At 69.7% G+C, this 14,950-nt stretch carries 13 protein-coding genes and 1 tRNA gene; 12 read left to right on the top strand and 2 right to left on the bottom strand.

All coding sequences use genetic code 11. The annotated features are described in order from the left end of the window. Window positions 1-206: 206 nt before the first annotated feature. On the bottom strand, window positions 207-1,148 hold the full coding sequence (locus tag ABT061_RS36820) for an acyl-CoA desaturase (protein ID WP_350926832.1): 942 nt from the start codon (window positions 1,146-1,148) through the stop codon (window positions 207-209). A gap of 313 nt (window positions 1,149-1,461) precedes the next feature. On the opposite strand from ABT061_RS36820, the gene ABT061_RS36815 reads away from it, so the two are divergent. From ABT061_RS36815 to pth, 5 genes are all read left to right on the top strand, one after another. Beyond that, window positions 1,462-1,533 (top strand) — tRNA-Gln (locus tag ABT061_RS36815). A 166-nt stretch (window positions 1,534-1,699) separates the two neighbouring features. After that, complete coding sequence (gene glmU, locus ABT061_RS36810; protein ID WP_350926830.1) at window positions 1,700-3,151, top strand: bifunctional UDP-N-acetylglucosamine diphosphorylase/glucosamine-1-phosphate N-acetyltransferase GlmU; 1,452 nt, start codon at window positions 1,700-1,702, stop codon at window positions 3,149-3,151. A gap of 73 nt (window positions 3,152-3,224) precedes the next feature. Further along, window positions 3,225-4,202 (top strand): ribose-phosphate diphosphokinase, encoded by a 978-nt coding sequence (locus ABT061_RS36805; protein ID WP_350926829.1) that lies wholly within the window; start codon window positions 3,225-3,227, stop codon window positions 4,200-4,202. 541 nt (window positions 4,203-4,743) lie between these two features. Further along, window positions 4,744-5,358, top strand: coding sequence for a 50S ribosomal protein L25/general stress protein Ctc (locus ABT061_RS36800; RefSeq protein ID WP_350926827.1), 615 nt, complete (start codon window positions 4,744-4,746; stop codon window positions 5,356-5,358). Between the two features lie 64 nt (window positions 5,359-5,422). Beyond that, window positions 5,423-6,028 carry an aminoacyl-tRNA hydrolase gene (gene pth, locus ABT061_RS36795; RefSeq protein ID WP_350926825.1) on the top strand — a complete coding sequence of 202 codons (606 nt, stop codon included), beginning with the start codon at window positions 5,423-5,425 and terminating at the stop codon, window positions 6,026-6,028. 301 nt (window positions 6,029-6,329) lie between these two features. On the opposite strand, the gene ABT061_RS36790 is transcribed toward pth, so the two are convergent. Continuing rightward, window positions 6,330-6,869: a 3'-5' exoribonuclease domain-containing protein gene (locus ABT061_RS36790; RefSeq protein ID WP_350926823.1), complete on the bottom strand. Its 540-nt coding sequence runs from the start codon at window positions 6,867-6,869 to the stop codon at window positions 6,330-6,332. A 216-nt stretch (window positions 6,870-7,085) separates the two neighbouring features. On the opposite strand from ABT061_RS36790, the gene ABT061_RS36785 reads away from it, so the two are divergent. The 7 genes from ABT061_RS36785 (at window position 7,086) to ABT061_RS36755 (ending at window position 14,944) form a co-directional block, all read left to right on the top strand. Continuing rightward, window positions 7,086-8,471 (top strand): sugar transferase, encoded by a 1,386-nt coding sequence (locus ABT061_RS36785; protein ID WP_502991562.1) that lies wholly within the window; start codon window positions 7,086-7,088, stop codon window positions 8,469-8,471. After that, on the top strand, window positions 8,471-9,238 hold the full coding sequence (locus tag ABT061_RS36780) for a 3'(2'),5'-bisphosphate nucleotidase CysQ (RefSeq protein WP_350926821.1): 768 nt from the start codon (window positions 8,471-8,473) through the stop codon (window positions 9,236-9,238). Before ABT061_RS36785 ends, ABT061_RS36780 begins: the two co-directional genes overlap by 1 nt. Window positions 9,239-9,257: 19 nt before the next feature. Next, on the top strand, window positions 9,258-10,172 hold the full coding sequence (gene cysD, locus ABT061_RS36775; RefSeq protein ID WP_350926819.1) for a sulfate adenylyltransferase subunit CysD: 915 nt from the start codon (window positions 9,258-9,260) through the stop codon (window positions 10,170-10,172). A gap of 79 nt (window positions 10,173-10,251) precedes the next feature. Beyond that, window positions 10,252-11,514, top strand: coding sequence for a sulfate adenylyltransferase subunit CysN (gene cysN / locus ABT061_RS36770; RefSeq protein WP_350926817.1), 1,263 nt, complete (start codon window positions 10,252-10,254; stop codon window positions 11,512-11,514). A 276-nt stretch (window positions 11,515-11,790) separates the two neighbouring features. Continuing rightward, window positions 11,791-12,723, top strand: a complete 933-nt coding sequence (locus ABT061_RS36765; RefSeq protein ID WP_350926815.1) for a sulfotransferase — start codon at window positions 11,791-11,793, stop codon at window positions 12,721-12,723. After that, complete coding sequence (locus tag ABT061_RS36760; protein WP_350926813.1) at window positions 12,720-13,661, top strand: glycosyltransferase family 2 protein; 942 nt, start codon at window positions 12,720-12,722, stop codon at window positions 13,659-13,661. The genes ABT061_RS36765 and ABT061_RS36760 overlap by 4 nt, the downstream gene beginning before the upstream one ends. A gap of 26 nt (window positions 13,662-13,687) precedes the next feature. Further along, complete coding sequence (locus ABT061_RS36755; RefSeq protein WP_350926811.1) at window positions 13,688-14,944, top strand: WecB/TagA/CpsF family glycosyltransferase; 1,257 nt, start codon at window positions 13,688-13,690, stop codon at window positions 14,942-14,944. The last annotated feature ends 6 nt before the right edge of the window (window positions 14,945-14,950 follow it).

Here is a 14,950-nt window from a genome sequence, read left to right as displayed (position 1 = left end):
TCCTTCCCTCGTCGAGGGAGGCCGCTCGTACCTCGCGACCTCCCTCTCCTCAGTCCAGTCGCCGGCGCGGCCTCACGGGTAGTCCTTCAAGGAAGACGTCTCAGGCACGTCCTCAGAGGAGTCCCTCGGGCTGTGGCCGGGCGCGGCCTCATGGGGAGTGTCCCCGGGGGAGAGAACATCTCCCCGTAGCAGGAGAGGTAGGGGTGTCAGGCGGCGATGCGTTTGGCGGCCAGGCGTTCGGGGGTGGGCCAGCGGACGTCGTAGGCCCAACCGGCCTTCTCGAACCAGCGGATGACGCCGGCGCTGAGGTCGATCTGCCCCTTCAGCACGCCGTGCCGGGCGCAGGTGGGGTCGGAGTGGTGCAGGTTGTGCCAGGACTCGCCGAAGGAGGGGATGGCCAGCCACCACACGTTGCGGGACTTGTCGCGTGATTCGAAGACCTCCTCGCCGAAGACGTGGCAGATGGAGTTGATCGACCAGGTCACATGGTGCAGCAGGCCGACCCTGACCAGGGTGCCCCAGAAGAAACCGGTGGCCATGCCCCACCACGACCAGGTCAGCAGGCCGCCCAGCAGGGCGGGCATGACTATCGTGGTGATCGCCAGGACCGGGAAGAACTTGTGCAGCTTGATGATGTCCGGGTCCTTGACCAGGTCGGGGGCGTACTTCTCGCGGTTGGCCCGATCGGCCTCGAACAGCCAGCCCATGTGCGCCCAGAGCAGGCCCTTGGACACGGCCACGAAGCCGGTGCCGAAGCGCCACGGTGAGTGCGGGTCGCCCTCCTTGTCGGAGAACTTGTGGTGCTTGCGATGGGTGGCCACCCAGTCGAGCACCGACATCTCCATCGAGAGGCTGCCCGCGATGCCCAGCGCGATCTTCAGCGGGCGCTTGGCCTTGAACGAGCCGTGCGTGAAGTGGCGGTGCAGGCCGACGGTGACACCAAGCCCGGTGACCACGTAGAAGACCGCCGCGATCACGATGTCGGACCAGCCGAGTCCCCAGCCCCAGGCGAACGGGATGGCCGCGGCCAGGGCGATCAGCGGGGCACCGACGACCACCCCGAAGGTGATGATCTCGGGCAGTGTTTTCGGCTCTGGGTCTACGTCGGGTTTGGGGCCCGGAGCAGGGCGTTCTTCGATGACGGTCATGCGCTACCTCGCGGTGGCTCGGAAAAAGGCAAGGATTCACGTGCGGCTACGCCACCGTAACCTACGCCATCGTAAGTTAGGAATCCCTAAGCACCAAGTGTGTGGAAGCTGACCCTCTGGGGCTGGCGCCGTAGCGGCTTTGTAATCTGTTCTACCCGCGTCTGACCTGCCAAACGACGGGTTCTCCAGGCTCGTTGCCGGGGCCGCTCGACTTCGTGAGCACGACGGCTTTCAAACGGCGCGCGTTCGGCGCCGCGGGCTCTGTATCGTAGGGGTGCCAGGCGTGCGGGGGACGCCCCTGCTGTCTGGCCGATCCGGCATTGGGTAATTGGCAGCCCGCAAGGTTTTGGTCCTTGTTGTCCAGGTTCGAGTCCTGGTGCCGGAGCCGTCTCTTATGTCTGCTTTATTGGCTCGGCTAGTCGGCTGGGTGGGTTCCCGAACGGGAAGGTATCCTCACGTTGTCGAGCAGGTGACGGTGCCATGCCCTGGGGGTGGATGTCCGTCATCGTGCTCCGTCATGTCTCAGCCGCGACGCCGAGGGAGCCTCGTCCGTGAGTGTGCCGCGCCCGGCCGCCGTGATTGTCCTTGCCGCAGGCGAGGGCACCCGGATGAAGTCGAGAACACCAAAGATCCTTCATGAACTGTGCGGCCGTACCCTGGTCGACCATATGCTCGCCGCCGCAAGAGGGCTCGAACCCGAGCGGCTCATCGTTGTCATCGGCCACGAACGGGAGCGGGTCCAGGCGCATCTGGCCGACACCGGCCCCGACGCGCAGGTCGTCGTCCAGACCGAGCAGAAGGGCACCGGTCACGCCGTCCGTACCGTCCTGGAGACGGTGGGCACCATCGGCGGCACCGTCCTGGTGACCTATGGCGACACGCCGCTGCTGCGCTCCGAGACCCTCGCGGCCCTGCTCGAACGGCACGGCGAGGACGGCAACGCCGTCACCGTGCTGACGGCCGAGGTTCCCGACCCGTACGGCTACGGCCGGATCATCCGCGACGCCTCGGGGGCGGTCCTGGAGATCGTCGAGGAGAAGGACGCCGACCCCGCGCAGCGGGCGATCAAAGAGATGAACTCCGGCGTCTACGCCTTCGACGGGTCCCTGCTGGCCGACGCGGTCAAGCGAGTGTCCACCTCCAACGCCCAGGGCGAGGAGTACCTCACGGACGTCCTCGCGATCCTGCGCCAGGACGGCCACCGGGTCGGCGCCCACATCGCGGCCGACTACGTGGAGGTGGAGGGCGTCAACGACCGCGTACAGCTCGCCTTCGCCCGCCAGGTTCTCAACGCGCGCCTGCTGGAGACGCACATGCGGGCCGGGGTGACCGTGGTCGACCCGGCCAGCACCTGGATCGATGTGGACGTCACCCTCGAACAGGACGTGGTGATCCACCCCGGTACCCAGCTGCACGGCCGTACGGCGGTCGCCGAGGGCGCCGAGGTCGGTCCCGCCAGCACGCTGACCGACACCGTCGTCGGCGAGGGGGCGCTGGTGCGCAACGCCGTCTGCACCGAGGCCGTGATCGGCCCCGAGGCCCTGGTCGGGCCGTACGCCTATTTGCGCCCGGGCACCGTGCTGGCGCGCAAGGCCAAGGCCGGAACGTACGTCGAGATGAAGAACGCCCAGGTCGGAGAGGGTGCGAAGGTTCCGCACCTGAGCTATGTGGGTGACGCGACGATCGGCGCCGGCGCCAACATCGGCGCCTCGGCGATCTTCGTCAACTATGACGGGGTCAACAAGCATCACACGACGGTGGGCGAGCACGCCTTCGTCGGATGCGACACCATGCTCGTCGCGCCGGTCAACATCGGCGACGGCGCATATACGGCCGCGGGTTCGGTCATCGACGGAGATGTCCCGGCAGGGAGCATCGGGGTGGCCCGCGGACGGCAACGCAATATCGAAGGGTGGGTCGTGCGCAGGCGCGCGGGCACCAGATCGGCTCAGGCGGCGCTGAAGGCCGCCGAGCCGGAGAAACAGCAGGGGAGCCAGACGTGAGTGAGCGGAGCGAGCGGCCCGGTGGGCGCGGCGTCGCGCGGACATCGATGTGCTCTCCGGCGAGGGGGACGGAATGAGCGGCATCAAGCAGACCGGCGAGAAGAACCTGATGTTCTTCTCCGGGCGGGCGCATCCGGAGTTGGCGGACGAGGTGGCGAGTCACCTCGGAGTCGACGCGGCACCGACCACGCTGCGCGACTTCGCCAACGGGGAGATCTACGCCCGCTACCAGGAGTCGGTCCGTGGCTGTGACGCGTTCGTCATGCAGAGCCACACCGGGCCGATCAACCAGTGGATCATGGAGCAGTTGATCATGGTGGACGCGCTCAAGCGCGCCTCCGCCAAGCGGATCACCGTGATCATGCCGTTCTACGGCTACGCCCGCCAGGACAAGAAGGGCCGGGGCCGCGAGCCCATCACCGCCCGCCTGATGGCCGACATGTTCAAGACGGCCGGCGCCGACCGGCTGATGTCGATCGACTTGCACACCTCCCAGATCCAGGGCTTCTTCGACGGCCCGGTGGACCACCTGTTCGCCATGCCCGTCCTGGTCAACTACCTCAAGGACAAGCTCGACCTGGACACGACCACGATCGTCTCACCCGACACCGGGCGGGTGCGGCTCTCGGAGCGCTGGGCCGACACGCTGGGCACCCCGCTGGCCTTCATCCACAAGCGCCGCGACCTCGACGTGGCCAACCAGGTGAAGGTGAGCGAGGTCGTCGGCCGGGTGAAGGGCCGGACCTGTGTGCTGATCGACGACATGATCGACACCGCGGGCACGATCTGCAAGGCGGCCGACGCCCTCTACGAGCAGGGCGCCACCAACGTGGTCGTGGCGGCCACCCACGCGGTCTTCTCCGACCCCGCGGTCGACCGGCTGAAGAACTCCAGGGTCTCCGAGGTCATCGTCACCAACACGTTGCCGCTCCCCGAGGACAAGAGGTTCGACAAGCTCACGGTCCTGTCGATCGCCCCGCTGATCGCCCGGGCCATCACCGAGGTCTTCAGCGACGGCTCAGTGACCAGCCTCTTCGAAGGCGACAGCTAACTGTGTTATTTGCGACGCTAACGCGTCGCGGTGAGGCCGCTCTTATCCGGCTCCTTCCCTCGTCGAGCGGGGTCGCTCGTTCCTCGCGACCCCGCTCTCCTCAGTCCAGTCGCCGGCGCGGCCTCACGGGAGCCCGTAGGTAAACGACCTCACGAGGCCCGTAGGTGAGCGGCCTCGCGGCCCTGCTCTCCTCAGTCCAGTCGTCGGCGCGGCCTTACGGGTTGTTGGCGACGCTGGCGCGTCGCGGTGAGGCCGCTCTTGTCCGGCTCCTTCCCTCGTCGAGGGAGGTCGCTCGTTCCTTGCGACCTCCCTCTCCTCAGTCCAGTCCCCGGCGCGGCCTCACAGGCCGTCCCGGTGAGGGGGCGGCGAGGGGGTTCGACACGGAACTGTGCAGTCACTCCGGGGGCGTGGTCGGCCCAGCGTCGCAATCAACACAGCAATAAGCACGGTAGGCTTGTCAGGTTGCGTTCGTAACGCCTTCCGCTAGGGCGGGTGAGGGGGAACGCATCTTCCGATTCTCGAGATCCCTAGGAGATCAGTCATGTCCGAAGTGGTAATCACCACCGAGCTCCGCGACAAGTTCGGCAAGGGCGCCGCCCGCAAGATCCGTCGCGAGGACAAGGTGCCCGTCGTCCTCTACGGACACGGCTCCGAGCCGAGGCACCTGTCCCTGCCGGGTCACGAGCTGCTGCTCGCCCTGCGTACGCCGAACGTGCTGATCCGCCTTGAGGGTGCGGTCGACGAGCTCGCGCTGCCCAAGGGCGTCCAGCGCGACCCGATCAAGGGCTTCCTTGAGCACGTCGACCTCCTGCTCGTCAGGCGCGGCGAGAAGGTCACCGTCGACATTCCCGTCATCGTGACCGGTGAGGTCGCCGACGGCATCCTCGACCAGCAGCTCGTCTCCGTCTCGGTCGAGACCGAGGCCACCCACATTCCCGAGGGCGTCGAGGTCGACGTCGAGGGCCTGGAGGTCGGCACCCAGATCACCACCGCCGACCTGAAGCTGCCCAAGGGCACGACCCTCGCCGCCGACCCCGAGGCGCTGGTCCTGATCATCTCCGCGGCCCCGACCGCCGAGCCGGCGGCCGAGGGCGAGGCCGCCGAGGCCGCTCCGGCCGGGGGCGAGGCCGCCGAGGGTGCCGAGAGCGCCGAGTAGTTTTCTCTGCTAGATCTGTCAGGGCGGCCCGGTCCCGGGCCGCCCTGACGCGCGTATGAAGGGGATGCCGATCGTGGACCGCTGGTTGGTCGTGGGCCTGGGAAACCCCGGGCCGGAGTACGTAGGAAACCGGCACAACGCGGGGTTCATGGTCCTGGACGAGTTGGCCGCGCGCGCCGGTGGGCGGTTCAAGGCGCACAGGTCGCGCTCGGAGGTGCTGGAGGGCCGCCTGGCGGGTGTCCCCGCGGTGCTGGCCAAGCCGCTGTCCTTCATGAACCTGTCCGGCGGACCGGTCAAGGCCCTGGCCGACTTCTACAAGGTCGATCCGGCCCGGGTGATCGTGGTCCACGACGAGCTGGACATCCCGTACGGCGCGCTGAGGGCCAAGCTGGGCGGCGGCGACAACGGTCACAACGGGCTGAAGTCGATCACCAAGTCGCTGGCGACCAAGGACTACCTGCGGGTGCGGTTCGGCATCGGCCGCCCGCCGGGCCGGATGGACGCCGCGAGCTATGTCCTGCGTGACTTCGCCACCGCCGAGCGCAAGGATCTCGGGTTCCTGGTCGACCGTGCGGCCGACGTGGTGGAGTCGCTGATCAGGGTCGGCCTGGAGCCGACCCAGAACGCCTTCCACGCCGGCGACCTGAACATCTCAGGACCTCCCCGTTGATTGCGACGCTAACGCGTCGCGGTGAGGCCGCTCTTGTCCGGCTCCTTCCCTCGTCGAGAGGGGTCGCTCGTTCCTCGCGACCCCTCTCTCCTCAGTCCAGTCGCCGGCGCGGCCTCACGGGTAGTCCCTCGGGGACGGAGCACGGGCTCGTCCTCATGATGCTTCCTGGGGCGACTGGCCGGCGCGGCCTCACGGGGAGTCCCTCAGGGATAGGGCACGGGCGCGTCCTCACAGGTGCGTTCTCGCGGGGAGTCCCTCAGGGAAGGCTTCTTGGAGGCGTCTTCGGGGCGTGGCCGCGGCTTCACGGGGCTTCTCGGTCCAGCGGTGGGTGTGGGTGTGGGGTCAGGGCCATCAGGTTCTGGAGGAGTTCGGCCTGCTCGATGGCGTCGTCCAGGGCGTTGTGCGTGTGCGGTCGCTGGGAGAGCAGGTGCCTGGGCATCTGCCGCTTGGTCGCCCAGCCGATCGGCACTCCCGCCTTGGCCGCGTACAGCGTCTTCATGTCGATGCAGCGCGAGTGCCCGAACGGTGAGGCACCGGCGAATCGCATGAAGTACCAATAAATCCACATCCAGTCGTAGGAGAGTGGGTAGGCCGCCAGCACCGGTGCGCTGTTCCCGCACGCGTCGCGGATCCACGCGGTGGCCTCCCGCATCGCCTCGGCCGGGTCGCGGCCCTCGCGGATCAGCGTCTCCCGGTCAAGCCCGCTTACGGCGAGCGCCTCGGGCACATGGTCGTCGCTGATCGGCCGCAGCTCCGCGTAGAACGTACGGGTCTGCGGATCGACCGGTTCGAAGACCTTTCCGGTCATCCGCCCGGCCACCGCCATACCAAGGCTGACCATCGAATACGGTCCCGGAATGGGGCCATCGGCCTCGACATCCACAGATATGTACGTTTCGGTCTTCAACCTTCGGGCCTCTCTTGTCGCCGCTACCATTACGTAACTGTCTGTCCGTGAACGGTTACGCAGGGGGAGCGCGTGCGCGACGTGGCCGCAGTCCAGGCCGTATCCGGAGCCGGGTCCGGAGCCGGAGTCGTGCCGGCCTCGCGCCGTCACATGCCGGACTGGGTGCGGGGGCACCGCGCGATGGCCCTCGCCGCCGACACCATCTGCGCCGCCCTGGCCGGAGCCCTCGCGCTGCTCGTTCGATTCGGCGAGGTTACCGCCTACGTTTTCCCGTACGTCATGCTGAGCGCCGCGCTGCCCGCCGTCTGGGTCTGCGTGATCGCGCTGAACCGCGCCTACGAGCCTCGGCTCATCGGCCTGGGCTCGGAGGAGTTCCAGCGGATCCTCCAGTGCGGCTTCATGCTCACCGCCGCCCTCGCCATCGGTGCCTACCTCACCAAGACCGATGTGGCCCGCGGCTACGTGGTGCTGGCGCTCCCGCTGACGACGCTGCTCACCCTTCTGGCGCGGTACGGGCTGCGCCGCTCCCTGCACCGCAGGCGGGCCCGGGGCAGGTGCATGCGGCGGGTGGTGGCGGTGGGTCACCGGGTGGCGATCACCGAGTTGGTCCGCAGGTTCCGCCGGGAGCGCTACCACGGCATGGAGGTCGTCGGGGCCTGCGCCCCCCGCGACGGGATGGGCGACGTGGAGGGCGTGCCGCTTCTCGGCGACTTCTCCGACGTCGCGCTCGCGGTCGGGCAGGTCCACGCCGACACCGTGGCCGTGCTCGCCTGTCCGGAGATGGACGGGGTGGCGTTGCGGCGACTGGCCTGGCGGCTGGAGAAGACCGACACGGACCTGGTCGTGGCCCCCGCGCTGATGGAGGTGGCCGGGCCGCGGATCACCATCCGTCCGGCGGCGGGGCTGCCGCTGCTGCACGTGGATCACCCCGAGATCTCCGGCCTGCGCCAGGTGGTCAAGAACCTGTTCGACCGCATCGGCGCCGGGGTGCTGCTGGCGGTGCTGCTCCCGCTGCTGGTGGGAATGGCGGCGGCCGTGCGGGCCTCCGGGCCCGGGCCGGCGTTCTTCCGGCAGACGAGGGTGGGCCGCGACGGCGCCGAGTTCACGATCTACAAGTTCCGGACGATGCGCGCCGACGCCGAGCGCCGGAAGATCACCCTGTCCAGTGACGGACAGGGTCCGCTCTTCAAGATCAAGAACGATCCTAGAGTGACCCCGCTGGGCGCCTGGCTGCGCCGCCATTCGCTGGACGAGCTGCCCCAGCTGATCAACGTGCTGTTGGGACACATGTCCCTGGTGGGCCCCCGGCCGCCACTACCGGAGGAGGTGGCCGGGTACGGTGACGATGTCCGCCGCCGGTTGCTGGTCAAGCCGGGCATGACCGGTCTGTGGCAGGTGAGCGGTCGCTCTGACCTGTCCTGGGAGGAATCGGTACGGTTGGACCTGCGTTACGTGGAGAGCTGGTCCCTCATGTTGGACCTGCAGATCCTGTGGAAGACCTGGTCGGCTGTCGCGCGAGGAGCTGGAGCATACTGATGACCGTTCGCGACGATCACACACTCGCCGCGGAGTTGGCGACGACGGCCGGCGAGAAGCTGGCGGCCCTGCGCGCGGAGCGGGGTTTCGACAACCCCTCCGAGCTGCGCAAGGAGGGTGACATCGCCTCTCACCTGTTCCTGATGGAGGCCCTGGCACGGCTGTGCCCGGACGACAGCGTGCTGTCTGAGGAGGCGACCAGCGAGGAGCGCCTCGACCCGCGCAGGCTCCGTGCCGAGCGGGTCTGGATCGTCGACCCGCTGGACGGCACCCGAGAGTTCGCCGAGGAGGGCCGCGAGGACTGGGCGGTCCACGTGGCGCTCTGGGAGCGTGGCACGCTGACGGCCGGAGCCGTCGCGCTACCGGCCCAGGGCCGTACGCTCTCCACCGTCGAACCTCCGGTGCGGCCCGCCCCCGAGGCGGACGCCAGGCCGCGGATCGCGGTCAGCAGGACCCGCCCGCCGGAGTTCGTCCAGAAACTGGCCGCTCTCGTCGGCGCGGACCTGGTACCGATCGGGTCGGCGGGCGCCAAGATCTCCGCGGTGCTCACCGGAGCGGTCGAGGCCTACGTGCACGCCGGGGGCCAGTACGAGTGGGACTCCGCCGCGCCCGTCGCGGTGGCCCTCGCCGCGGGGGCCCACGCCAGCCGCATCGACGGCTCGCGGCTGGCCTACAACCAGCCCGACCCCTCATTGCCGGATATCCTTGTATCCCTACCGGGACTGGCGCCGACGTTGCTCGCTGGAATCCGGGATCTGCACCGCTAATCCCCGCTAGGAGAGTTTGATGCTTCAGCGCGACTACACCACGTCGCAGCTCGACGTCCTCGAGGCAGAGGCCATCCACATCATGCGTGAGGTCGCGGCCGAGTTCGAGCGTCCCTGTCTGCTCTTCTCCGGTGGTAAGGACTCCATCGTCATGCTCCGCATCGCGGAGAAGGCGTTCTGGCCCGCGCCGATTCCCTTCCCACTGATGCACGTCGACACCGGCCACAACTTCACGGAGGTCATCGAGTTCCGTGACCGCCGCGCCGCGCAGCTGGGCGCGCGCCTGGTCGTCGCCAGCGTCCAGGACTCCATCGACACCGGGCGCGTCGTCGAGGAGACCGGCCGCAGGGCCTCGCGCAACCGGCTGCAGACCACGACGCTGCTGGACGCGATCGAGGAGAACGAGTACGACGCCGTGTTCGGCGGCGCCCGCCGTGACGAGGAGAAGGCCCGCGCCAAGGAGCGGGTGTTCTCCTTCCGCGACGACTTCGGCCAGTGGGACCCCAAGAACCAGCGTCCCGAGCTGTGGAACCTCTACAACGCCAGGATCCGCAAGGGCGAGCACATTCGGGTGTTCCCGCTGTCCAACTGGACCGAGCTCGACATCTGGGACTACATCCGGCGCGAGGGCATCGAGATTCCCTCGATCTACTACGCGCACACCCGCAAGGTGTTCGAGCGCGACGGCATGCTGCTGGCCGACAGCGAGTTCATCACCCGCGACGAGGACGAGCCGCTCCAGGAGATGACGGTCCGCTACCGCACGGTCGGCGACGTGACCTGCACCGGCGCGGTCCAGTCGGGTGCCGCGACGGTCGAGGCGATCATCGAGGAGATCGCGGTGAGCCGGATCACCGAGCGCGGCGCCACCCGCGCCGACGACCGCGCCTCCGAGGCGTCCATGGAGGATCGCAAGCGGGAGGGCTACTTCTAGTGCTCCCCCACCCTCCCGTCTCCCTTCTTCCCGCGCGGTCCCGCGCCGCACGCCGTACGACCTCTGGAGAGCACCTCTGATGGACATCCTTCGCTTTGCCACGGCGGGAAGCGTCGACGACGGAAAGTCGACGCTCATCGGGCGGCTGCTCTTCGACTCCAAGGCGATCTTCGAGGACCAGCTGGAGGCCGTCGAGCGCACCTCCAGGGACCGCGGCACCGAGTACACCGACCTGTCGCTCCTCACCGACGGCCTGCGGGCCGAGCGGGAGCAGGGCATCACCATCGACGTGGCCTACCGCTACTTCGCCACTCCCAAGCGCAAGTTCATCATCGCCGACACCCCCGGGCACATCCAGTACACCCGCAACATGGTCACCGGTGCCTCCACCGCCGACCTGGCGATCGTCCTGATCGACGCGCGCAAGGGCGTGCTGGAGCAGTCGCGGCGGCACGCCTTCCTCACCACGCTGCTGCGGGTGCCGCATCTGGTCCTGGCCGTCAACAAGATGGACCTGGTCGACTACTCGCAGGAGCGGTTCGAGGAGATCCGCGAGGAGTTCACCGCCTTCGCCTCCAAGCTGAACGCGCCGGACCTGACGTTCATCCCGATCTCCGCGCTGCACGGTGACAATGTGGTGTCACGCTCGGAGAACACCCCCTGGTACAACGGGTCCTCGCTCCTGCACCACCTGGAGCACGTGCACATCGCCTCCGACCGCAACCTGGTCGACGTGCGCTTCCCCGTGCAGTACGTCATCCGCCCGCAGCGGGCCACCGACCCGGCCTTCCACGACTACCGGGGCTACGCCGGCCAGATCGCCGGAGGCGTGCTGAAGCCGGGGGACGAGGTCATGCACCTGCCCTCGGGCCTGGCCACGCGCATCTCGTCGATCGACACCTTCGACGGGCCGGTCGACGAGGCGTTCGCGCCGATGTCGGTGACCCTCCGGCTGGAGGACGACATCGACATCTCGCGCGGCGACATGATCTGCCGCCCGAACAACCAGCCGCACGTCTCCCAGGAACTGGAGGCGATGATCTGCTGGATGGCGGATTCCAGCAAGCTGGCCCCGCGCGCCAAGCTGACCATCAAGCACACCACCCGTACGGCCCGTGCCCTGGTCAAGGACCTGCACTACCGGCTGGACGTCAACACCCTGCACCGGGACGAGGCCGCCTCCTCGCTCGGCCTCAACGAGATCGGACGTGTCTCGCTCCGCGTCACCCAGCCCCTGTTCGTGGACGACTACGCCCGCAACCGGCTCACCGGCGGCTTCATCCTCGTGGACGAGGCCACCAACAACACGGTCGGCGCCGGAATGATCGTCGACGCCAAGTAGTCCCACCCCGCCGCCCGCGCCCGCAGCCCAAGCCTCTCCCCTCGGCACAACGGGGAGGGCCGGGCACGGGCCGCGGGCGGTTCGCCGTTCCCGGGCCGTCCACGGCGCCGAGGCTTCGGGGACGCTCCGTTCAGGAGACGGGCGCCGCCGAACCCGCTGGGTAGATCCTTTGTCCGTTCTCTGACCTCTCCGTTACGCTCCGCGCTAGCCTCGGCACGTTCCGTATCCGTCGGGTAAGGATTCGTGCCTGTGTCTGATAGTCCGTCACCTGCTCGGGTGGTTTTCCTGGGTGGCCTCGGCCGCAGCGGGACCACGCTGCTGGAGCGCCTGCTCGGGGAGGTCCCCGGCATCGTGCCGCTCGGCGAGGTCGTCCACCTCTGGGCCAGGAGCGTGCTCGCGGACGAGGCCTGCGGATGCGGCGAGCCCTTCGGGGTGTGTCCCTTCTGGGACAAGGTCGGGATGCGCGCGTTCGGAGGCTGGTCCGCGGACCTGGCCCACCGGATGATCGCGCTCAGGGGCCGCGTCGACCGTACCCGGCGCATCCCGACCCTGGCCAGGCTGCTGGCCGAGGAGCGGGCGGGCAACGGCAGGTGGCCGACGCCCGGCACCACCGAGCTGGACGAGTATGTCGCCGTCCACCGCGATCTGTACGACGCGGCGGGGGAGGTCGCCGACTGCCCGGTCGTGATCGACTCAAGCAAGCACGCCTCGCTGGCCTTCTGCCTGGCGGCGGCCGGGGTCGACGTCCACGTCGTTCACGTGGTCCGCGACCCCCGCGCGGTCGCGCACTCCTGGCGCAGGCGGGTCGAGCGTCCAGAGGACGGGCGTCCGATGACCCACTGGTCACCCTCCCGCACCTCGCTGCACTGGCTGAGTGAGAACCTCAGCCTCGGACTCCTCGCCCGCAGGGGCGTCCCGGTCACCCGGGTCCGCTATGAGGACCTGCTCGCCGCCCCCGCCGACACGCTCAGGCGCCTGGTCGCCAGGATCGGCCTCTCCTGCCGCCTCGACTTCCTCTCGGGCGGCTGGGCGGAGCTCTCGACGGCGCACACCGCCTCGGGCAACCCCATCCGCTTCACGGTCGGCCGCACCGAGCTGACCAGGGACGACAGCTGGCGTGCCGCCGCGGGGTCCCGGCAGCTGCGCCTGGTCACCGCGCTGACCTGGCCGCTCATGATCAAGTACGGCTATCACGGGAGAATCGTGTGAACACATCGGTGGGTGTCGTCATCCCCACCCGGGGACACCGGCCCGACCAGCTGCGCGCGGCCATCCTCGCGGTGCTCGGCCAGGACCACTCCGGTCCCGTCGAGGTGGTGGTGGTCGTGGACGGCGGAGATCCGGCCTGGGTCGCCGACCAGGTGGCAGACCTCCTGGCTAGCAGGGCACTGGCACCCGGCCGGCGTGGGGCACCCTCGCGCGGGGTGCGGGTGATGGCCAACCGGCTCACCCCGGGCCTGCCCGGCGCCCGCAACACCGGCATCGCGGCCCTCGGCACCGATCTTGTCGCCTTCTGCGACGACGACGACCAGTGGCTGCCCGGCAAGGTCGCCGCCCAGGTCGCCGCGCTGGAGGCGGAGCCGGACGCCCGCTTCTCCAGTTGCGCCATCGAGGTCGAGTACGGCTCGCGCCGCATTCCCCGCCTGGCGGGGACCAGCCGCGTCACCTACCGCCACCTGGTGCGCTCGCGCATGGTGATGGTGCACTCCTCGACGTTCGTGTTCCGGCGCGGCGGGCTCTGGGTGGACGAGAGCGCCCCCAAGGGCCAGAACGAGGACTGGGACCTGGCGCTGCGCGCCGCCGCCCAGCACCCCATCGTGCACGTCGACCGGCCTCTGGTCCGGGTGCGCTGGGGGGGCTCCTCGTACGTGGCCCGCTGGGCCGACCGGATCGCCGGGCTGCAGTGGATGCTCGCCCGGCACCCTGATCTGGCCGTGGATCCGCGCGGCGCGGCGCGGGTCTACGGTCAGCTCGCCTTCCACCACGCGGCCCTCGGCCAGCGGCGGGAGGCGGGCCGCTGGGCCTGGCGGGCGTTCACCGCCCGCCACGGCGAGCCCCGGGCACCCATCGCGCTCGCGGTGGCGGCCGGCCTGGTCCCCGCGCGGACCCTGCTCAGTGTCCTGCACCACCGAGGGCACGGCATCTGATGGCGCCCATCACCGAGCGTCCGCGCGTGACGGTCCGCTACGGCCCGCAGGTCGCCCCGCCCTCGGCCGGTCAGGCCGTCGAACGCCTGCCGGTGCTCGCGCGCCACGGCTCGCAGGTCGCCCCGCCCCTGCCGGGGCGGGGCGTCGAACGCCCGTCAATGATCGCTCGCCACGATCTGCTCGTCGCTCCGTCGGAGGTGGGGCGGGCCGCCGATCGTCCGCGCGCGACCGCCCGCTACGACCTGCCGGTGGTTCCAACCGTGATGGGGCAGGTCATCGGGCATCCTTCGGCGCCGTCTCGCTACGACCCGCAGATCGCCCCGTCCGTGACGGGCAAGGCCGTTCACGCCGTGATGTCGATCCCGCCCGTCACCGACCACCGGTCCGCGACCACCGGGTACGGTCCGGTGCCCGGCCTGCCCGCCGTCGCCGGGCGGGCCGGGACGCCGGCCGCCAGGCGGGGGGCGGCGCAGGTCGCCCCCCGCCGGCGGCCCCGGCCGGACAAGGCCACCCGCAGACGCCTGCGCAGGCGCGTGCGGGTGGCGGGCGTCGCGATCGACCCGATGACCGAGGGCGAGGTGGTCGACCACGTGGTCGCCGCGCTGAAACGCGGTGAGGGCGGCCACCTCGTCACCCCGAACATCGACATCAGCCGGATCGTCGCCCGCGACGAGCGGGCCCGCGGGTTCGTCGAAGGCGCCGACCTCGCGGTGGCGGACGGCATGCCGTTGGTGTGGGCGGCGAGACTGCTCGGCACCCCCCTGCCCGGCCGGGTCGCCGGTGCCGATCTGATCTGGTCCCTGTCGGAGGCCGCTGCCTTCTACCGTCATCCCGTGTACCTGCTGGGCGGCCCCGCGGGCGCGGCCGTGCAGGCGGCCTGCGAGCTGGTGGGCCGTCACCCGAAACTGGTGATCGCCGGAGTCGACGCCCCGCCGTACGGGTTCGAGGACGATCCGGAGAGCTATGCCCGGGTACGCGACGCCGTGATCGCCGCGGCACCCCGGCTGGTCTTCGTCGGGCTCGGCTTCCCCAAGCAGGAACGGCTCATCGCCTCGCTCCGCCGGGACCTGCCGGGCACCTGGTTCGTCGGCTGTGGCTCGGCGATCGCCTTCGCCGCGGGCACCGTCCGGCGGGCTCCGGCGTGGATGCGCAGAGGTGGCCTGGAGTGGCTCTTCCGGCTGACCCGGGAGCCCGGCAGGCTGGCCCGCCGCTACCTGGTCGACGATCTGCCGTACGCCCTCAGGCTTCTCGTGGTCTCCCTGCTGCGCGGGCTCTTCTCCTGAGAGGCC

The sequence above is a fragment of the Streptosporangium sp. NPDC002544 genome (assembly GCF_040295965.1).
In the GTDB taxonomy this organism is placed as follows: domain Bacteria; phylum Actinomycetota; class Actinomycetes; order Streptosporangiales; family Streptosporangiaceae; genus Streptosporangium.
This window is presented reverse-complemented; position numbering and strand designations above follow the sequence as displayed.